Annotated in this window: 18 protein-coding genes; 6 read left to right on the forward strand and 12 right to left on the reverse strand. The window is 71.2% G+C overall.

What is annotated here, in order from left to right; translation table 11 throughout:
• Positions 1-15 precede the first annotated feature (15 nt).
• The 4 genes from BMZ92_RS05605 to BMZ92_RS05620 form a co-directional block, all read right to left on the reverse strand.
• A complete protein-coding gene (locus BMZ92_RS05605) occupies positions 16-243 on the reverse strand; it encodes an NfeD family protein (RefSeq protein WP_218153404.1) in 228 nt (75 codons plus the stop codon).
• Positions 244-334: 91 nt separating this feature from the next.
• Positions 335-1,591, reverse strand: coding sequence for an aminotransferase family protein (locus BMZ92_RS05610; RefSeq protein WP_245782913.1), 1,257 nt, complete (start codon positions 1,589-1,591; stop codon positions 335-337).
• Positions 1,592-1,595: 4 nt separating this feature from the next.
• Positions 1,596-2,948, reverse strand: coding sequence for an FAD-binding oxidoreductase (locus BMZ92_RS05615; protein WP_091504633.1), 1,353 nt, complete (start codon positions 2,946-2,948; stop codon positions 1,596-1,598).
• Positions 2,945-3,418 carry a MarR family winged helix-turn-helix transcriptional regulator gene (locus BMZ92_RS05620; RefSeq protein ID WP_091504634.1) on the reverse strand — a complete coding sequence of 158 codons (474 nt, stop codon included), beginning with the start codon at positions 3,416-3,418 and terminating at the stop codon, positions 2,945-2,947. Before BMZ92_RS05620 ends, BMZ92_RS05615 begins: the two co-directional genes overlap by 4 nt.
• A gap of 52 nt (positions 3,419-3,470) precedes the next feature.
• On the opposite strand from BMZ92_RS05620, the gene BMZ92_RS05625 reads away from it, so the two are divergent.
• Both BMZ92_RS05625 and BMZ92_RS05630 read left to right on the forward strand, forming a co-directional pair.
• The gene (locus tag BMZ92_RS05625) at positions 3,471-4,055 is read left to right on the forward strand and encodes a TetR/AcrR family transcriptional regulator (protein WP_245782914.1); all 585 of its coding nucleotides are present in this window, start codon (positions 3,471-3,473) and stop codon (positions 4,053-4,055) included.
• A gap of 64 nt (positions 4,056-4,119) precedes the next feature.
• Entirely contained in the window at positions 4,120-4,815 is a 696-nt protein-coding gene (locus BMZ92_RS05630) for a VC0807 family protein (protein WP_143249799.1), read from the forward strand.
• A gap of 432 nt (positions 4,816-5,247) precedes the next feature.
• On the opposite strand, the gene BMZ92_RS05635 is transcribed toward BMZ92_RS05630, so the two are convergent.
• Positions 5,248-6,168, reverse strand: coding sequence for a DivIVA domain-containing protein (locus BMZ92_RS05635; protein ID WP_091504636.1), 921 nt, complete (start codon positions 6,166-6,168; stop codon positions 5,248-5,250).
• Positions 6,169-6,458: 290 nt separating this feature from the next.
• Between BMZ92_RS05635 and BMZ92_RS05640 the strand changes: the two genes are divergently transcribed.
• A complete protein-coding gene (locus BMZ92_RS05640; RefSeq protein ID WP_091504637.1) occupies positions 6,459-7,871 on the forward strand; it encodes a serine/threonine-protein kinase in 1,413 nt (470 codons plus the stop codon).
• On the opposite strand, the gene BMZ92_RS05645 is transcribed toward BMZ92_RS05640, so the two are convergent.
• Genes BMZ92_RS05645 through BMZ92_RS05665 form a run of 5 tightly spaced genes read right to left on the reverse strand, consistent with a single transcriptional unit; the run spans position 7,868 to position 12,360 of the window.
• Entirely contained in the window at positions 7,868-8,614 is a 747-nt protein-coding gene (locus BMZ92_RS05645; protein ID WP_091504638.1) for an HAD family acid phosphatase, read from the reverse strand. The genes BMZ92_RS05640 and BMZ92_RS05645 overlap by 4 nt on opposite strands.
• A gap of 44 nt (positions 8,615-8,658) precedes the next feature.
• Positions 8,659-9,810, reverse strand: a complete 1,152-nt coding sequence (locus BMZ92_RS05650; RefSeq protein ID WP_091504639.1) for a THUMP-like domain-containing protein — start codon at positions 9,808-9,810, stop codon at positions 8,659-8,661.
• Positions 9,811-10,779, reverse strand: coding sequence for a class I SAM-dependent methyltransferase (locus BMZ92_RS05655; RefSeq protein WP_091504640.1), 969 nt, complete (start codon positions 10,777-10,779; stop codon positions 9,811-9,813). It lies immediately after the preceding gene.
• A 1-nt stretch (position 10,780) separates the two neighbouring features.
• On the reverse strand, positions 10,781-11,560 hold the full coding sequence (locus tag BMZ92_RS05660; RefSeq protein WP_091504641.1) for an enoyl-CoA hydratase/isomerase family protein: 780 nt from the start codon (positions 11,558-11,560) through the stop codon (positions 10,781-10,783).
• 35 nt (positions 11,561-11,595) lie between these two features.
• Positions 11,596-12,360 (reverse strand): ABC transporter ATP-binding protein, encoded by a 765-nt coding sequence (locus BMZ92_RS05665; RefSeq protein WP_425425794.1) that lies wholly within the window; start codon positions 12,358-12,360, stop codon positions 11,596-11,598.
• A gap of 276 nt (positions 12,361-12,636) precedes the next feature.
• On the opposite strand from BMZ92_RS05665, the gene BMZ92_RS05670 reads away from it, so the two are divergent.
• Together BMZ92_RS05670 and BMZ92_RS05675 are read left to right on the forward strand one after the other, a co-directional pair.
• On the forward strand, positions 12,637-13,176 hold the full coding sequence (locus tag BMZ92_RS05670) for a cysteine dioxygenase (protein WP_091504643.1): 540 nt from the start codon (positions 12,637-12,639) through the stop codon (positions 13,174-13,176).
• The gene (locus BMZ92_RS05675; protein WP_091504644.1) at positions 13,173-13,562 is read left to right on the forward strand and encodes a rhodanese-like domain-containing protein; all 390 of its coding nucleotides are present in this window, start codon (positions 13,173-13,175) and stop codon (positions 13,560-13,562) included. The genes BMZ92_RS05670 and BMZ92_RS05675 overlap by 4 nt, the downstream gene beginning before the upstream one ends.
• Before the next feature lie 796 nt (positions 13,563-14,358).
• Here the strand turns inward: BMZ92_RS05675 and glgP are convergent.
• Positions 14,359-16,890, reverse strand: a complete 2,532-nt coding sequence (gene glgP, locus BMZ92_RS05680) for an alpha-glucan family phosphorylase (protein WP_091504645.1) — start codon at positions 16,888-16,890, stop codon at positions 14,359-14,361.
• Between the two features lie 58 nt (positions 16,891-16,948).
• Here glgP and BMZ92_RS05685 point away from each other — a divergent pair, with 58 nt between their 5' ends.
• Positions 16,949-18,370, forward strand: coding sequence for a neutral zinc metallopeptidase (locus tag BMZ92_RS05685; RefSeq protein WP_091504646.1), 1,422 nt, complete (start codon positions 16,949-16,951; stop codon positions 18,368-18,370).
• Between the two features lie 230 nt (positions 18,371-18,600).
• Here the strand turns inward: BMZ92_RS05685 and BMZ92_RS05690 are convergent, their stop codons facing one another.
• A complete protein-coding gene (locus tag BMZ92_RS05690; protein ID WP_091504647.1) occupies positions 18,601-19,560 on the reverse strand; it encodes a tetratricopeptide repeat protein in 960 nt (319 codons plus the stop codon).
• Positions 19,561-19,574: the final 14 nt, after the last annotated feature.

Genomic DNA, 19,574 nt, shown 5'->3' on the forward strand with positions numbered 1-19,574 from the left:
CGCCTACTTCCGTCGTCACGCCGTGCCGGGGAGGTCGGTCCACGGCACGACGTCGACCGCCCGCGCCCCATGCGCGGCGACGACGAGTACGGACGTGCCGAGCGGGATCGGTTCCTCGGACCAGGCAAGGTAGATTTCCGTGCCACCGCGTATCCGCACCCGTACCTCACCGGGACCGGCCGCGCCACGCGTCGCGTGCACGAGTTCGCCCGTCCGGCCCACCACGGTGGGATCGCCGTTCACAACACGAAATCTACCGCTCCCGCGCGGATTCCCGCAGGAAAAACTGCCATCCGGACAATTGGGAGGAATTGTCCGTCCACAATGGAAATCGTCACAGCTTGAGCGACAGCTCGTCCAGTCCCGCGGTCAGTGCGCCTTCGATTTCCTGCAGGTGCTCGGCCCGGACCGTCAACGGCGGCGAAACCGCGACCGCCCTGCCGAGCGTCCGCACCAGCACGCCCCGCTGCCGCACCAGCGACGCCAGGTCCCCGATCGCCGTCGGCACGCGCTCCAGCACCGCCGCCGTCAGCTCGACCGCACCCAGCAGCCCGACCCCGGCACGCACCTCCGCGACGAGCGGGTGCGCCGCGAGCGGGGCGAGCGCGTCCGCCAGCACCCCCTCCATGGTGCGGCCGCGTTCGACGAGCCCCTCCCGCTCCAGGATGCCGAGGTTCGCCAGCGCCGCCGCGCAGCACGCGGGGTGCCCGGCATACGTGGCGCCGTGGCGGAGCGTGTTGCCCGGCCGGCCCCAGAACGGCTCGGCGACGCGCTCGTGTGCGACCACACCGCCCAGCGGCAGGTACCCGCTCGTCACGCCCTTGGCGAAGGTGATCAGGTCGGGTTCGGCGTCCCACCGCTCGACGCCGAACCAGGTGCCCAGCCGGCCGAACCCGCAGATCACCGCGTCCGCGATGGCCAGCACGCCGAACTCGCGGCACACGTCGATCACGCCCCGCACGTACCCCTCCGGCGGCGGCAGCACCCCGCCCGCGCCGATGACCGGCTCGAACAGGAAGGCCGCGACGTTCTCCGCCCCCACGCGCAGGATCTCCTCCCGCAGCGCGTCGACCGAGTCGTACTGGACGCGCGACGACGAGGGCAGGAGCTCGCCGAAGCCGGTGCGGTTGGCGTCGATGCCCGCGACGCCGGTGCCGATGCCGTTGGTGCCGTGGTACGACTGCGCGCGGCTGATCACGTGCACGCGGCCCGACTCGCCCCGCGCGTCGTGGTAGCGGCGCGCGATCTTCACCGCGGTGTCGATCGCCTCGCCACCGCCCGTCGTGAGGAAGACCTTCGCCCCGGGCACCGGCGCGATCCCCGCGAGGCGGGCGGCCAGCTCACGCGCCGGCTCATTGGCGAAGTCACCGAAGGTCGAGTAACCGGCGAGCCTGCGCATCTGCCCGGCCGCCGCGTCGGCGATCTCCTGCCTGCCGTGCCCCACGTTGGCGTACCAGAGGCTCGCCGTCGCGTCGAGGTAGCGGTTGCCGCTGGTGTCGTAGACCCAGACGTCCTCACCGCGGTCGACGACGAACTCGTGCTCGCGCACGACGGCCATGTCCGAGAAGGGGTGCCACAGAGCAGTCTCCATGCGCTCAGGATGGCTTGCCGTGGATCACTTTTCCAGGGTTGAGGATCCCGTGCGGGTCGAACGCGCGCTTGACCGCCTGGTGCACGGACAGCCCGACCTCACCCAGCTCGGTCTCCAGCCACGCCCGCTTCAGCGTGCCGACACCGTGCTCACCGGTGATCGTGCCGCCCAGCCGCAAGCCGAGCGCCATGATCGCGTCGAACGCGGCCTGCCCGCGCCGCACCGATTCCGGGTCGCCCGCGTCGAAGACGACCGTGGGGTGCAGGTTCCCGTCGCCCGCGTGTCCGCAGCACGGCACGGCCACGCCGTGCTCCCCGCCGATCTCCGCGATGCCCTCGATCAGCTCCGCGAGGCGCGACCGCGGCACGCACACGTCGTCGACGAGCTGGTCGCCCAGCCTGCCGAGTGCGACGCCGACGAGCCGCCGCGCCTCGATCAGCAGATCCGCCTCGGCCTGGTCGCTCGCGACGAACACCTCCATCGCCTCGCACTCGCGGGCGGCGACGGCGAAGGCTTCGAGGTCGTCCGGCGCGGCGGGGCCGCGATCGGACTGGGCGATCAGCACGGCGCCCACGTCGTCGGGGAAGCCGAGGTCGCGGTACGCGGACACGGCGTCGACGGTGGCCTTGTCCATGAACTCCAGCACCGACGGCCGCCGCCCCGTGCCCAGGTACGCCGTCACGGCGCGGCACGCCGCCGCGGACGTGTGGAAGAACGCGAGCGCGGTGAGCGGCTTCTCCGCGGCGGGCCGCAGCGCGACGGTCACCTCCGTGACCACACCCAGCGTCCCCTCCGAGCCGGTGATCAGCCGCACCAGGTCGTAGCCCGCGACACCCTTCGCCGTGCGGCGCCCGGTCCGCAGCACCCGGCCGTCCGCGAGCACGACCTCCAGGTGCCGCACGAAATCGCTCGTCACCCCGTACTTCACGCAGCACAGCCCGCCGGCGTTCGTCGCGACGTTGCCGCCGATCGTCGAGCTCTCCCACGACCCGGGGTCGGGCGGGTAGAACAGGCCCTTCTCGGCGACGGCCTTGGACAGCACGGCGTTGACCACGCCGGGCTGGACGGTCGCGGTGTGGTCGACCTCGTCGATGTCGAGGATCCGGTCCATCCGCTCCAGCGACAGCAGGATCGCGCCGTCCACCGCCGTCGCGCCGCCGGACATGCCGGTGCGCGCGCCCTGCGGTACCACGGGAATCCGGTGCTCGTGCGCGTACTCCAGCACGCGGACGACGTCCGCGGTCTCGCGCGGGCGGGCGAGCGCGACCGGCCGCCCCGCCCGCACGAACCCCGCCTGGTCGGAGCTGTACGCGGCGAGGACGTCGGGGTCGGTGGTCACGTAGTCGGCCTCGATCAAGGTGTGCTCCCCTCGTCCGGCTGGTAGGCGTTCATCGCGGGCACGTTGCGGTACATGCGCCGCAGGAAGTCGAGCAGCTGGGCCTTTTCGGCCGCGCTGAACCCGGCGAGCAGCAGTTCCTCGCGGCGGAGGGAGACGGCCAGGAGGTGGTCGTGGACCTCGTGCCCGGCCTCCGTGAGCAGCAGCCCGCGGCGGCCGCCGGTGGTGTCCACGGTGAGCAGCTCGCGGTCCCGCAGCAGGCGGATGCTGCGGCTGACGACGGACTTGTTGAGCCCGAGGACGTCGCCGATGCGCGTGGCGGTGCAGGCGGGTTCGTTGACCACCGCGGAGAGCACGCGCCACTCGTTGATGCCCACGCCGTGCAGGCGGTTGAACAGCCGGGAACCGCCCCAGGACAACGAGTTCGAGATGAGGCTCAGGTACGCCGGCACGTACTCGTCGCGCACCACGCTGTGCCTCCGGAACGTCATCCTCTGACCCTAATGGCTGGCCTTTCTTACTTGACCGAGGTACGGTTTACTCATGCAGGTAAGAAGCTTCACGGCGGAGGCCCGGCGGGCGCAGATCGTGGGGGCGGCGATCGAGGTCATCGCGGAGGTCGGCTACCCGCAGGCGTCCTTCGCGCGGATCGCCGAGCACGCGGGGCTCAGTAGTACGCGGCTGATCTCGTACCACTTCGCGGGCAAGAAGGAGCTGATCGAGCAGGTCGTCGCCGAGGTGTACAGCGAGATCGGCGGCTTCATGACCGAGCGGGTGGGGCGGGCGGAGGCGCCGCTGGAGGCGCTGCACGCGTACATCGAGGGCTACCTCGAGTTCGTCGCGGAGCACCGGACGCAGATGAAGGCGCTGTTGAGCATCTTCCTGAACGGCGGGCTGGAGTACGACCCGGCCGAGCAGGAGGCCGACGTGCTGTCCCCGCTGGAGCGGATCGTGCGGGAGGGGCAGGAGGCGGGCGTGTTCCGGGAGTGCGACGTGCGCGTGGCCGCCGCGGCGGTGCAGCGCAGCCTCGACGGGGTGCCGATGATGCTGGAGGCACGGCCCGACCTCGACCTCGCGACGTGCGCGCGTGAGCTGGTGGAGCTGTTCGACAGGGGGCTGCGCCGATGATGCGGGTTTGTGGGCGGCGGCACGCGTTCGGTGCGCGCGAGCTCGTCGACTGGGGGGCACGAAGATGATGCGCCTGTATCCCCCGCGGCATCCGGACGCGCCCGGGCGGGTGCCGTTGCCCCGGCGGCTGCGGCAGGGCGCGGTGCTGGCCGTGGACCTCGCGGCGCCGATCGCGGCCTACTACGTGCTGCGGGCGGCGGGGGCGAGCGTGTACGTGGCGCTGCTGGTGAGTGCGGTGCTGCCCGCGGTGAGCACCGGGGTGCAGCTGCTGCGCGGGCGGAGGCTGGACCAGCTGGGGTTGTTCATGGCGGTGATGACCCTGCTGTCGGCCGGGGTGGCGGCGATCAGCGGGGACGACCGGTTCCTGCTGGCGAAGGACGGCTGGCTGACCACGGTGACGGGCCTCTGGATGCTCGCGACGACCCGGGCGCACCGGCCGTTCGTGTACCACTTCGCGCGCGTGCTGCTGGAAGGCCGCGTCGGCCCGGGCGGCGAACGGTGGGACTCGCTGTGGGAGCGGCTGCCGGATTTCCGCCACGTCTGGCGCGTCGCGAACGTCATCTGGGGCACCGCGACACTCCTCGACGCGGGTGTCCGAGTCGCGATGGCCTACACGCTGCCGGTGAACCTGGTCCCGGCGCTCAACGGGCTGCAGTACGGGGTGCTCTTCGTCGTCCTCCAGGTGGCGACGAACATCTACTACTTCCGCGTGGGGCTGTTCAACCCGCGCTCGGCCCTGTACCGGGCGGAAGCCGGTTGAGGCGGGGCGGGCGGGGCCAGGCGACCCCCGCGACCGCGTTAGCGACTTGTGGCGCGACCTGCGTCTCCCACGGTGACCGGTCTTTGGCGGCGGGTGGTTTGCGAGGGCCACTGCGACCGGCTCCCACCCACGAATTCCCGCCACCCGGACGGCTTCCGCCGCGGCTCCACCACCGGCGCGGCCGACCCCGGGCGCCCACCACGGAGCCGTCGGCTCCCGGCGCGGCCAAGTCCACGGGCCTACCGCGTGGCGCGGCCGAACCCAGCCACCTGCCCCCGCAATCGCCTTCGCGACTTGTGGCGCGACCTGCGGCTCCGCGCCTCAGCCCAGCGCCGTCCGCGGTCTCAGCCCACCGCGCTCCGCGCCTCAGCCCACCGCGGTCCGCAGCGTCAGCCCACCGCCGTCCGCAGCCTCAACCCAGCGCTCCGCGCCTCAGCCCGCGGCCGGTTGCACCGCCTCCACGGGTTGCTTCCTCGGCTCGGGCACGATCTCGATCCGCTTGCCCGCCGGGGGCTCGATCTGCAGCAGCGGCGTCGCGTCGGCCAGGAGTTTTTGTGTTGCGTGGAGCTGGTCGGTCGTGCGGCGGCGGAGTGCGTCCAGCGCGTCGGCCTTGCGTTGTGCCTGTTCGACGAGCTGCTTGGCCTTCTCGCTCGCCTCCGCGACCATCGTCTCGCACTTCGCCGTGGCCTCCGCGACCATCGTCTCGCACTTCTCGGCGGCCTCGCGTTCCTGCTTCGCGATCGACGCCACCGCGGCTTCCCGGCGCTGCCGCATCGCCTCGTCGAAGTCGCGTTCCACCTGCTCACGGCGCCGCGCGGCCTGCTCGTCGAGCCGGTGCCGCGTCTGCGCCGCCTCGCTCGTCATCGCGTCGACCTCGGCCTTCGTGCGCCGCATCATGTCCTCGTGCTCGGCGGCGGCCTCCCTTCGGCGGGCGTCCACCTCCGCGACCAGGCGTTCGTGCCGCTCACGCAACCGTTGCGCGGCCTGGTCGGCGGCCGCCCAGCTGCGTTCGGCGGCGGCACGCGCCCGCTCGGTGATCTCCTTCGCCTCGTCCTCGGCCAGCTCGACCATGCGCAGCAGGCGCTCGCTGAGCCCGTCGGCCTCGATGGGGGTGCGGCTGATGCGGTCGATCTTCTCCCGCAGCCGGTCGTTCTCGCTGCGCAGCTCCTCCAGCTGCCGCGCGAGGTTCTCCGCGCTGGCGGCCGCCGCGTCCCGATCGGCGATCACCATCCGCAGGTCGGTTTCGGCCCGCCGCACGTACTCGCGGACCTGGCGCACGTCGTACCCGCGCCAGGACCGGTCGAAATCCGTGCGAAGCGGAACCAGATCCTCGCGAGAGTCAACGCCAGCCATCAGCACCTCCCGAATCGACAGTCCTCAATGGACTAATCGGCTGAAATCCCGTACCACCAAGCATCCTCTTTCCGAGGCGTTCCGTCCACCAGCCTGGCCGCTTCGGCGTAATTTTTCGGTGTGACGCTCTTCGGGCACCGGTCGCCGGGGACGGATTCCCCTTGCCGGAACCGGCTTTCCAATTCCCCGAAAGCCGGTACGAGACATTTCCGAACGAGACGTACCGCCGTCGTGGTGACACAACGGGTAGCTTGATGATCCCCGGAAAGCCGACACCGTAGCCTAACCGGGTGACCGGGACGGAAACGCAGGACGAGGGACGTCTGATCGCCGGCCGCTACCGGCTCGAGCGCCGAATCGGCGGGGGCGCGATGGGGCTGGTGTGGCTCGCCAAGGACGAGTTGCTCGATCGCACCGTCGCACTGAAAGAGCTGGTCCTGCCCGCGACGCTGACCGCCGAGGAAGCCGAGCAGGCCCGCAAGCGCGCCGCGCGCGAGGCCCGCATCGCCGCCCGGCTGCAGCACCGGTACGCCATCACGGTCTTCGACGTCGCCGACGACGGCGGCATGCCCGTGCTCGTCATGGAGTACCTGCCGTCGCAGAGCCTCGCCGAGGTGCTGAACGCCCGCGGCCCCATGCCGCCCGCCGAGGTCGCCCGGATCGGCGCGCAGGCCGCCGAGGCGCTGGCCGCCGCCCACGAAGCCGGGATCGTGCACCGCGACGTCAAGCCCGGCAACATCCTGCTCGCCGAGGACGGCACCGCGAAGATCACGGACTTCGGGATCTCGCGGGCGGTCGACGACGGCACGCTCACCGGCAGCGGCGCGCTCGCGGGTACTCCGGCGTTCCTGTCCCCCGAGGCCGCGCGCGGCGAGAAGCCGACCGCCGCCTCCGACGTCTTCTCGCTGGGCGCGACGCTCTACGCCATCGTCGAGGGCCGTTTTCCCTACGGCGACACCGACAACCAGATGGCCCTGCTCTACGCGGCCGCGGCCGGCCGGGTCGCGCCGCCGCAGCAGGCCGGACCGCTGACAGAGCTGCTCGGCCGCATGATGTCCGTCGCTCCCGCCGACCGGCCCAGCATGGCCGAGGCCGCGGCCGAACTGCGGAAGATCGCCAGCCCGGCGCCGGCCGGGGAACGCCGGCGGGGCGTGGTGCTGTGGCTGACGGCCGCCGCGGTGGTGCTCGTCGCCGCGGTCGTGACCACCGTGTTGCTGGTGCGCAACGGCGGGGACGGCGGCACCGCCGCGCCGCCCGCCCCGTCGTCGTCCGCCCCAGCCCCGACGTCCTCGGCACAGCAGCCGACCTCGTCGACGGCGCAGTCGAGCCCGGCGACCAGCCCGTCCACGACGACCCCGCCGCCGCCGTCACCGCCCGCGAGCGCGCCTGCCGGGGGCGCGCCCACCCTCGACCCGGTGCAGTTCATGCGCGAGTACTACGGGCGGATGCCTGGCGGGACGGACGTCGGCTGGAGCCAGCTCAGCCCGACGATGCAGGGCAGCATGAGCCGCGCCTACTACGTCAACTACTGGACCTCGATGAGCAGCTTCCGGGTGGTCAGCGGCCCGGAACTGGTCGGGCCCAACACCGTCCAGTCCACGCTCGACTTCGTGCAGAACGGCAGGCACTACCACGAGACGCACCGCGTCACGCTCGTCAACAGCGGCGGGCGCCTGCTCGTCGAACACGACGCGCTCGTCTAGGGCAGGTAGTACATCGGGTTCGGCAGCTTGACCGGCCGCTCGGCGTGGCCGCCTTCGAGGTCGCTGTACTGGTCGCCGAGGTTGAGCACGATCGTCGCGCCACCGGCCTCGATGTGGGCGCGCGTCTGCGACTTGTACTGCACCGTCGTGCAGGTCAGCCCGCACGTCAGGTACGCGGGCGCGGTGCCCTCGGGCTTGAAGTACGCCTCCGCCGGGGCCGGGTAGCCCTCGTTCGCGAGGTTCTTCAGCGACGCCGGGCCCTGGTGCTGCGCGCGCCCGGTCAGGAAGTACACGTCGACGCCGTGCTGGGCCGCCCAGTTGGCGAGGTGCAGCGTGGGCTGGATCGCGGGGAACGTGCCCGCGTTGATCGCCTGCTCCTGCTTGACCGGGTCGAACCCGAAGTCGTTGTCGGCCTCCCAGCCGTAGGTGACCTCCGAGGTGTCGTCGACGTCGAGCACGATCGCCGGGTTCGCGACGCCCTGCCGCAGCCGCCGCTCCAGGTACTGCTGCGCCTGCTCGACCTGGCGGCGCGTGTCCCTCGCCCACTGGCTCACCGGAGACTCGTGGTGGTGCCCGGACGAATCCACGGTGTCGCCGTAGTAGGCCTTCACGTCCAGCTTGACCTGCCCGATGTTGTCGGGCTCGTGGCTGCCGCCCGACGTGGCGAGCGCGGTCGCCCCTCCGGCGACGGTGGCGCCGATCGCCGCCGCGGCGGCAAGCTTCAGCAGACTGCGGAAAGACATGACGTGGCTCCCAACCTGAGGTGAACGGTTGGCAAACTACGTCATCAGCACGGGATCCGGACCGCCTGACACAAAAAAGTCACCGGCGCCCGGCCGATCCGGGTGAGGACCACCGTCGCCTCCCCCTCGCCACGGAGCTTGAGCCGCTTGCGCAACGCGTCCGGGTCGACGTCCAGCCCGCGCACCAGGATCTCCAGCCGCCCGACGTCGTGCCGTTTCAGCAGCGCACGCAGGGTCTTCTCGCTGTACGGGCCGTGCTCGACGATCCGGAACGCGCGCACGCCCGGCGGCGGCGTGGTGCCCGTGAGGTACGCGATGCGCTCGTCGAGCTGCCACAGCCCGTGCCGCGCGGCATAGTGCTTGACCAGCCCCGCCCGCACCACCGCCCCGTCGGGGTCGATGATCCACTCGCCGGGCCCGCCCGCGCCGACGTCGTCCGGTTCGTCGGAGGTGATCGTCCACTGCGGACCGTCCGTGCGCAGCACCGTCGCCCGGCGGGCGGCGGTCGCGACGTCGCCGGTCCACAGGCACGCCTCGCGCACCTGCCCGTCGAGCGACACCAGCTCGACCTCGTCCGCCCACGGCAGCGCCGCCCAGTCCAGCCCCGGCGAGCACTTGACCGCCAGGTCGCGCCCGGCGTAGATCTCGGCGAGCGCGTCCAGCGGCGGCGCGAAGTCCTCCGGCCGCCACTTGCGGCCCTTCGCGTCGCGGCGGGCCGGATCGGCGACCACGACCGTGCCGCGGCTGACCGGGCGCAGCGCGTCGGCACGCGCGAGCGGTACGTCCGGGCAGTTGTGCCTGGCCATCGCCAGCCGCACTTCGTCCACATCGGACCCGAGCGTCCTGCGGGCGGTGCGCGCCAGCTCCACCAGGTCCGCGCCGATCGAGCACGTCACGTCGTGCACGTCGCGGCCGGCGAGCCGGGACGCGCGGTGCCGGGCCACGGCCGACGCGCTCGCCTGCTGCAGCGCGTCGCCCGTGAACAGCCAGTTCTCCGCCGCGTCGAGCTTCCACCCCGCCTTGCGCCGCAGCAGCACCGTCTCCAGCACCGCCGCCGCGCGGTCCCCCGCGATCCGGCGCGCCGACTCCACGTCCGCGATCCGGCCCGGGTCCAGCGCGGCGCACCCGGCGAGGACGCGGACGCCCTCGGCCGAGCGCAGGAACGCGACGTCGTCGAGCGAGAACGCGTACGGCACCTACAGCTCGACCGGTGCCGGGGGCTTCGTGCCGGTGATCATCACGTTGTAGAACAGCTCACGCGGCAGGACCTTCGCGAGCACCTTCTTGTCGAGCGCGGACAGCCGCAGCCACAGGTGGTAGGCGAACATCCGCCACCGCACGGTCAGCTTCTCCGGCGGCACCGCGGCCTCGAACGTGCGGATCGGCCAGCCCGCGAGCGCCGCCGCGAACTCCTCGGTCACCGCGCGCACGTCCACCGCGCCCGCGCCGAGCGCCATCCGCTCCAGCTCGCTCGGGTCGAACGTGTGGATGTCGACCACGGCCTCCAGCGCCGCCGCACGCGAGGACTCGTCCAGCTCCTCCTGCGGCCGCCGCCACGCGGTCAGCGGGCCCAGCTTGGTGACGTTCGTGGTCAGCCACCACGTGAGCTGCCCGAGCTTGCGCGCGTAGAAGTTGCCGATCTTGGTCGGCTCCCCGGCGAACACGAAGCGCCCGCCCGGCTTGAGCACGCGCAGCACCTCGCGCAGCGCGGCGGGCACGTCCGGGATGTGGTGCAGCACGGCGTGCCCGACGACCAGGTCGAAGCTGTTGTCGTCGTAGGGGATGCGCTCGGCGTCGGCCACGCGGCCGTCCACGTCGAGGCCCAGCTTCTCGGCGTTGCGCAGCGCCACCCGCACCATGCCCGGCGACAGGTCGGTGACGGAGCCCTTCTTGATGACCCCGCCCTGCATCAGGTTCAGCAGGAAGAACCCGGTGCCGCTGCCCAGCTCCATCGCGGTCGGGTACGGCTGGCCCTCGGTGCCCGCGACGGCGTTGAACACGTCGGTGGCGTAGGAGATGCAGCGCTCGTCGTACGAGATCGACCACTTCTCGTCGTAGGTGCCCGCCTCCCAGTCGTGGTAGAGGACGTTGGCGAGCTTCGGGTCCGAGTAGGCGGCCTGGACCTCCTCGGCCGTGGCGTGGGGGTTCGGTGCGGGGTCTGCCACGTCATTTCCCTTCGAAGGTGGCCTTGCCGGGACCGTTCTCGATGAACGACCGCATCCCGTTCTTCTGGTCCTCGGTGGCCCACAACGCCGTGAACAGGTACGTCTCCAGCTTCAGCCCGCTCGCGAGGTCGCCGTCGAGCCCGCCGTCGATGGCGGCCTTGGCGTTGGCGAGCGCGACCGCGGGGCCGTTCACGAACTGCGCGGCCCACTTGCGAGCCGACTCGTACACGTCGTCGGGGGCGACGAGCTCGTCCACGATGCCCAGGCTCAGCGCCTCGTCGGCCTTCGCGAAGCGGCCCGTGAACACCAGGTCCTTCGCTTTGCTCGGGCCGACGAGCCGGGCGAGCCGCTGCGTGCCGCCCGCGCCGGGGATGATGCCGAGCAGGATCTCGGGCTGGCCGACCTTCACGTTGTCACCGGCGATGCGGCGGTCCGCGGCGAGCGCGAGTTCGAGGCCGCCGCCCAGCGCGTAACCGGTGATCGCGGCGACCGTCGGCTTGGGGATCGCGGCCACCTCGGCGACCGTGCCCTGCAGCGCGGCGCCGAAGGTGCGCATCTCCGCGTACGTGCGGGTGGACATCTCCTTGACGTCGGCACCGCCGCAGAACGTCTTCTCGCCGCCGTACAGGATCACCGCGCGCACGTCGGCGCGCTCGGCGGCCTCGCGGGCGGCTTCGCCCAGCTCGGCCTGCACCTGGTTGTTGATGGCGTTGACCGGCGGGCGCTCCAGCCGGATCGTGCCGATCCCACCGTCCACCTCGAGCCGTACGAACTCGCCCACGCTGGCATCCTCCTCGTCGGTTACTGGTCGGTACCCTACCGGCGGCGGGCGAAGAACCGGTCCCCCGACCGCTCCAGCAGCAGGTCCTGGTCGAACGTCTTGGACAGGTTCTCCGCCGTCAGCACGTCGTCGATCAGCCCGGCGACGACCGCCTGGCCCTCGCGCAGCAGCAGTGCGTGGGTGAAGCCGGGCGGGATCTCCTCGACGTGGTGCGTCACCAGCACGGTCGCGGGCGCGTCGGGGTCCATCGCCAGCGTCGAAAGCCGGGCCACCAGGTCCTCGCGGCCGCCGAGGTCCAGACCGGCGGCGGGCTCGTCGAGCAGCAGCAGCTCGGGGTCGGTCATCAGCGCGCGGGCGATCAGGACGCGCTTGCGCTCGCCCTCGGACAGGGTGCCGAACGTGCGCTCCGCGAGATGCGTCACACCGAGCGTGCCGAGCAGTTCCATCGCCCGGTCCACGTCCAGGTTCTCGTACTCCTCGCGCCAGCGGCCGATGACGGAGTACCCAGCGCTGACCACGACGTCGCGCACCAGTTCGTCGCCCGGCACGCGGCCGGCGAGCGCGGCCGAGGTGAACCCGATGCGGGGGCGCAGTTCGAAGACGCTGACCTTGCCGATCCGCTCGCCGAGCAGGTCCACGGTGCCGCTGGTCGGGTGCAGCTCGGCGGCGGCCAGGCGCAGCAGTGTGGTCTTGCCCGCGCCGTTCGGGCCGAGCACCACCCAGCGTTCGTCCAGTTCGACGGCCCAGTCCAGGCCGGCGAGCAGCTCGTTGCGGCCGCGGCGGACCCCCACGCCCGCCATGCGCACCACGAGGTCGTCAAGGTTGTTGGGCTCGCTCACGTGCCCATTGTGGTCATAGTTGACCGTCCCGGTGGCAGCGGGTGCGTCCAGCCCGTGAGACGTCACGCGGGGTAGCGGGCGGGCGTGGCACGATGCGGTGCGTGAGCACTCCGCCGTTCCCGCGCCCCGTGGGCCCGTTCTGGCGGAACCGTGCCGTCGACCTGCTCCTCGTCGCCTCCAGCGGCTGTACCGGTGCACCGTCCCGCACCCGTCACAGCCGTTACCGAGGAGCTTTCGTTGACCCAGACCGTGCTCGACTGCGAAATCCACCCGTGGCTCGCCGAGTCCGCGCTGCCCGGGTTGCTGCCGCAGTCCCGTCTACTGTGGACGCCCGCTGAACTGGCGGAGCTGACCCACCGCGTCGCGTCCGAACTTTCCGGCCCGCTGCACGAGGTGCTGCGTTTCGACGCCGAGCAGCGCTGGTGGGCGCGGCTCGCGCTGACCGACGGCGTGGAGTTGTGGCTGTTGTCGTGGCTGCCCGGCCAGCACACCTCGCCCCACGACCACGGCGGCGCGGCGGGCTCGTTCACCGTGCTGCGGGGCGAACTGACCGAGGAGTACCGCTACCCCGGCGGCCCGGTCCGCACGCGGAACCACGTCGCGGGCAAGGCCCTCGGTTTCGGCGCGGGCCGGGCGCACCAGGTGGGCAACAACGGGACGACCCCGGCGGCGAGCGTGCACGCGTACTCGCCGCCCCTCGTCCCGACGCGCGAGTACGCCTCCTTGGCTGACGTGCCGAGCGAAATCCCGCCCCTGCCGGTGATACTCGGCCGATGACCGTAGACGAAATGCTCGCCGCGGCCCGATCCCGGCTCGACCGGGTCGGGCCGGAAGGCGCGCGGGAGCTCCAGGAACGGGGCGCGCTGATCGTGGACATCCGCCCGGAAGCCAACCGCGCGGCGGAGGGCGAAATCCCGGGCTCGGTGGTGATCGAGCGGATCCACCTGGAGTGGCGGCTCGACCCGGCGGGCTCGCACCGCCTGCCGCAGGTGCGCCCGGAACTGCCGGTGGTCGTGGTGTGCAACGAGGGCTACGCGTCGAGCCTCGCCGCCGCGGATCTCCAGCGCCTCGGGTTGCGGGCGACGGATTTGGATGGTGGGTTCCGGGCGTGGGCGGCGGCGGGGTTGCCGGTGCGGGAGGGGCCGACACCGGCCGTGCCGTGAAGGCATTGCCGGAGTACCGGAGTGCCGTTAGGCACGCCCGCCAGAGTTGGGTGCTCATCCCGTCGCCTGATACCGGGCGATCACTTTGAGCCAGGGCCGCAACCTTTTTGCTCGCTTGCGGCCGAGTGACCAGGCTTGCGGCTCTGGCTCAAAGTGATATGCACAAACCGCAGGCGACGGGATGATCACTCGACTCGACCACCTCGTGAAGGTGAGATCCCTTTGGGGCTCGATCATCCTGGAGTCTGCCCGCCGGCCAATACCGCTAAGTTAGTACGTTTTACCTGGTCAGGGCGTTACCGGAGGCTCTGTTCAGTCGTTCCCGCCGGTTAGGCGGTTCTCCACTTGAGACAGTCGCCGTTGCGGTTGAGGGGAATCTTCAATTGAGGCAACTGTTCTGTCGGGGTGTGACCGCTCTGTGGGCGACGCCTCCAAACGCCTCTGAGCTGCGGAAACTCGCCTAAACTTAGCGGTATTGCCCGCCGGCGAGGCAGTCTTTTTCTTTGGTCCGGCCGCCTGCCTCGGCACCGGGGTTCACCGGGCGTGGCCGCCCTGTTTGAGCGGCCCCACCCCCGCCCCGATCCTTGATCGTTTAACGGTTGGCTCACCGCGTAAAGGGCGCCTTCGGCGTCGCTGCGCGATGAGGCTTCGCCTCACCCTTGACACGGCGAGCCAACCGCTAAGACAGCTGGGGATCGGAGTGGGGGTGGGTGTGGGCGGTGTGGCCGCTCGCGTTCGCGTTGCTCGGTCCCGGGTGTGGGGCCTTGCTTTGCGTTGCTGGGTGGCTGTTGCGTTGTCAGGCCAGCACGACTTTTCCTAGTTCTGCTGGGGTGGCCAGTAGTTCGTGTTTGGGCACGATCCTTACCGTGTAGCCCAGTGAGCCCGCGTGGGGTAGGCGTACGGTGGCCGCGAAGAGGCCGATTCCCTCCTGGGCCATGGGTACTGTCATCGGGTCCGTCAGTTCGTCCGAATCGCCGACTGTTCCGACCACCGCTTGTACGTCCACTTCGGACAGATCGAGCCCTGCCAGGTCGATCCGGGCCTGCACGCGGACTTCCCTGCCCACCACCAGTTCCTCGGCCGTCAGGTCCGTGTCGAAGATCTTCACCTGCGGCCACAGCATGTCGATGCGTTTGCGGTACTCCGACAGCGAGCGTGCGCCCTCGTAGTTGTCGCGCGCGGCGGCGGCGACCGTGGCGGCGGCGGGGCGGTAGCAGGTTTCCACGTATTCCCGCACCATCCGCGACGCCTGCACGCGGGGGCCGAGGGTGTCGAGCGTGTGCCACACCATCGACATCCAGCCCTGCGGCACGCCGTCGCCGTTGCGGTCGTAGAACAACGGCGCCACCTGCTGCCCCAGCAGGTCGTACAACGCGGCGGACTCCAGCTCGTCCCGGCGCAGCGGGTCACGGATGCCGTCCGCCGTCGGGATCGCCCAGCCGTTGCTGCCGTCGTAGCACTCGTCCCACCAACCGTCCCGAATGGACAGGTTGAGACCGCCGTTGAGCGCCGACTTCATGCCCGACGTGCCACACGCCTCCAGCGGGCGGGTCGGGTTGTTGAGCCACACGTCGCAACCGCGGTAGAGGTAGCGCGCCATCGACATGTCGTAGTCCGGCAGGAACACCATGCGGCGCCGCACATCCGGATCGTCCACGAAGCGGACGATCTGCTGGATCAGCTGCTTCCCGCCCTCGTCCGCCGGGTGCGACTTGCCGGCCACGACGATCTGGATCGGCCGGTCTTCGTCCAGCAGCAACGCTTTCAGGCGCTCCGGATCACGCAGCATCAACGTCAGCCGCTTGTACGTCGGCACGCGGCGGGCGAAGCCGACCGTCAGCACGTCCGGGTCGAACACCGTGTTGATCCAGCCCAGCTCCAGCGCCGACGCACCCCGCTGCAACCACGACTCGCGCACGCGCCGGCGCACCTCGGTCACCAGCTTCTGCCGCAGATCCCGTCGCAGCGCCCACAGTTCCTCGTCGCTCACGCCCTGCCGGCTCGGCAACTGGCCGCGGTGGCCCCACTCCTTGTGCTTCCCACCGAGCAGGGCCGTCAGCTCACGCGCCACCCACGTCGGGCCGTGGACGCCGTTCGTGACGGACGTGATCGGCACCTCGTCCTCGTCGAAACCGTTCCACAGCCGGGAAAACATCGCGCGGGACACCCGGCCGTGCAGCTGGGACACGCCGTTCGCGCGCTGCGCCAGCCGCAGGCCCATGTGCGCCATGTTGAACATGCCCGGGTTGTCCTCGGCGCCGAGCGCCAGCACGCGCCGCGTCTCGATGCCCGGCAGCAGGCGGCCGTCGCCGAAGTAGTGCTGCACGAGGTCCACCGGAAACCGGTCGATGCCGGCGGGCACGGGCGTGTGCGTGGTGAACACCGTGCCCGCGCGGACCGCGGAGAGCACCTCGTCGAACCCGAGACCGTGCTCGGAAATCAGCTCGCGCGCCCGTTCCAGGCCGAGGAAGCCCGCGTGCCCCTCGTTGGTGTGGAACACCTCCGGCTGCGGGTGCCCGGTCAGCTCGCAGTACCGGCGCACCGCGCGCATGCCGCCGATCCCGGCCAGGATCTCCTGGCGGATGCGGTGGTCGGCGTCGCCACCGTAGAGGCGGTCGGTGACGCGGCGCAGGTCCTCGTCGTTCTCGTCGACGTCCGTGTCGAGCAGCAACAGCGGCACGCGGCCCACGTTGGCCTGCCACACCTGCGCGTACAGGTCCCGCCCGCCGGGCATGGCGACGTGCACCAGCACCGGCTTGTCGTTCTCGTCGGTGAGCAGTTCCAGCGGCAGCGCGTTCGGGTCGATGACGGGGTAGTGCTCCAGCTGCCAGCCGTCCAGCGACAGGCCCTGCCGGAAGTAGCCGGCCCGGTACAGCGGGCCGACGCCGATCATCGGCACGCCCAGGTCGGACGCGGCTTTGAGGTGGTCGCCGGCGAGCACGCCGAGGCCGCCCGAGTAGTTGGGCAGGGCCTCGTGCACGCCGAACTCCATGCAGAAGTAGGCGATGGCCTTCGGTGCTCCGTCGGCGCCGTGCTGCTCCTGGTACCAGCGCTCCTCGGTGAGGTAGCGCTCCAGGTCCTCCGTGGCGGCGCGTGCCCTGGCCAGGAAGTCCTCGTCGGCGGCGAGTTCCTCCAGGCGCGCGGACGGGACGGCCAGCAGCATCCGCAGCGGGTCGCGGACGCGGCGGAACAGCTCGTCGTCCATCGACGCGAACAGGTCGCGGGTCGGCGGGTGCCAGGTCCAGCGCAGGTTGGTCGCCAGCGCCCGCAGGCCCGCCAGCGGTTCCGGCAGGCTCGCGCGCACGGTGAACCGACGGATTGCTTTCATGACGCTCGACAATATCGGTTAGCCTCGCGTCTCCGAAGCCGATCAGGGAGCGGGTGGGATGCGCGCAGGGGGTCTGATCTTCGCCGTCGCGGGGTTGCTGGTGATGAGCCTCACGGCGTGTGGGGGTGAAAGCGGGGGCACGGGGGCGAATTCCGTCGCCGGGCTGCCGGTCACCCACTTCGAGAGCGGGTTGCGCACGGACGCCCCCAAACCCGGCCTGGACGTCGAGAACGTCAGCGACGACGAGGCGGACCGGCTCGCCACCGCCACGATCGCCGACGTCGAGGAGTACTGGAGCGGCCGGCTGCCCGATGACTTCGGGATCAGGTTCGAGCCGGTGAAGTCCCTGCTGTCGTACGAGTCGAACGGCGTGAACCAGTCCAACGGGTGCGGCAACACGAAGCGGAACGTCAACGCCTTCTACTGCGGCCAGGACGACTCGATCGCGTGGGACCGCGGGGTGCTGCTGCCGACGATGATCCGGCAGTTCGGGCCGCTGTCGGTGGTGACGGTGCTGGCCCACGAGTTCGGGCACGCCGTGCAGTACCGGCTCCAGGACAAGGCCGGGATCAACCGCAGCACGCCGACGATCGTCAAGGAGCAGCAGGCCGACTGCTTCGCGGGCAGCTACTACCGATGGGTGGCCGAGGGCAAGAGCGAGTACTTCCGGGTGTCGACGGCGGAGGGCCTGAACGCGGCGCTGTCGTCGCTGTTCCTGGTGCGCGACAGCGCGGGCACGGCGGCGACGGACAACCAGGCGCACGGCACGGCGTTCGACCGGATCTTCGCGTTCCAGCTGGGTTTCGAGCACGGACCGAAGGACTGCGCGAAAATCGACATGGCCAGCCTGCAACCCCGGCTGACGGAGCGCCCGTTCGACCAGGCCGACCGCAACGAGGGCACGCTGCCGATCAACGACACGACCGTCGACTACCTGAAGCAGAGCCTGGACGCGGCGTTCTCGGGCGCCAACGCCCCCAAGCCGGAGATCGTGCAAGGTGGCGGCACGTGCGACGCCGGCCCGGCGACCCCGCCCGCGTCGTACTGCCCGTCGGACAACACCGTCAACATCGACCTGGCCGCACTGGCGGAACTGGGCAAACCGGTCGACCAGGACGCCGAATGGCAGGGCGCGGACACCGGCGGACACGGTGATTTCGCGGCCCTGTCGGAAATCGCGTCCCGCTACGCACTGGCGATCCAGAAGGGCGTCGGCGCGTCACTGGACAACGCGAACGCGGGCCTCCGGACGGCCTGCCTGGTAGGCGCCTGGGCCGCGGCAACGAACAAGCTGGCGGACACAGCTCTGCGCCTGTCCGCGGGAGACCTGGACGAGGCCATCTCAGACCTGCTCCGCCCCGACAGCCTCGTAGCGGCCGACGTCAACGGCAAGCGTGTGGACGCGGGCTTCACCCGGGTCGAAGCCATGCGCACCGGATATCTCCAGGGCTCCGGTCCGTGCAGCAAGCAGTACGGGTGACCAGCCCCGACACCCACCGCCCACCGCACCCGGCGACGCAACGCGAGCGGCCACCCCGCCCACACCCACCCCCGCCTCGATCCCCAGCCGCACTTACACTCAAGGATCGGGGCGGGGGTGGGGCCGCTCGGGCAGGGCGGTCACGCCCGGGGACCCCGGTGCGGCCCTGGCCCAAAGTGATCGTCCTGAGTCAGGCGACGGGATGATCACCCAACTCTTCGGGCTTTGCCCTAGAACAGTGCCGAGGCCAGGTTCCGTCGTGCCTTCGCCACCCGCTCGTCCGCGGGGTCGAACAGCTCGAACAGCCCCACCAGGTGCTCCCGCACCTTGTTCCGCTCATCGCCCGCCGTCCTGCGGACCGTGGCGATCAGCCTGGCGAAGGCGTCCTCCACCTGGTTGGCCGCGACCTCGTAGTCCGCGGCCGCCAGCTGGGCCTGCACATCGCCCGGATCGGCGTCGGCGCGGGAGACCGACGACGGGTCGGCCTTTTCGGCTCGGGCCGTGAACCGGACCTGCGTCAGGGCTGCCTTGGCGAGTTCGTTCGCCGGTTCCGCGTCCAGGATCCGCTGGTAGGCGGCCTCGGCCGCGGCGTAGTCACCGCGCTCGAAGGCCTCCTCGGCTTCGACGAAGCGCGGGTCCTCCGGCTGCTCGGCGGGTTCGGCCGGCTGCGCGTCGCTGATGCCGGGCAGCTTGTCCTTGAGCGCGTCCAGCAGGGCGTTCAGCCACTTCCGGACCTCGGGCTCGGGCAGCGCACCGGCGAAGGCGTCCACCGGCTGCCCACCGGCGATCGCGACGACCGTGGGGATCGACTGGGCACCGAACAGCTGCGCGATGCGCGGGTTGGCGTCCACGTCCACCTTGGCGAGCACCCACGCCCCGCCGGACTCCGCCGCCAGCCGCTCCAGCACCGGGCTGAGCTGTTTACAGGGCCCGCACCAGTCCGCCCACAGATCGACGACGACGAGCTGCCGCAGCGACCGCTCGACGACGTCCGTCTGGAACGAAGCCTCGGTCACCTCCAGCACGGCGGCACCGCTCGCCGGCGCCGCCTGCTCCGCACCGGGCGGCGGGCTCGCCGGACGCTGACGCGCCGCGTCGGCCCTGGCCTTCAGCGCGGACAGGTCGACCGCGCCCGACAGCGCGGCCGACACGGCCGCTGAGTTCGCTGCTGATCCGCGTGGGTTCGTCACGCTTCCATCCTGGC

The sequence above is a fragment of the Amycolatopsis sacchari genome, from assembly GCF_900114035.1.
Taxonomy (GTDB): domain Bacteria; phylum Actinomycetota; class Actinomycetes; order Mycobacteriales; family Pseudonocardiaceae; genus Amycolatopsis_E; species Amycolatopsis_E sacchari.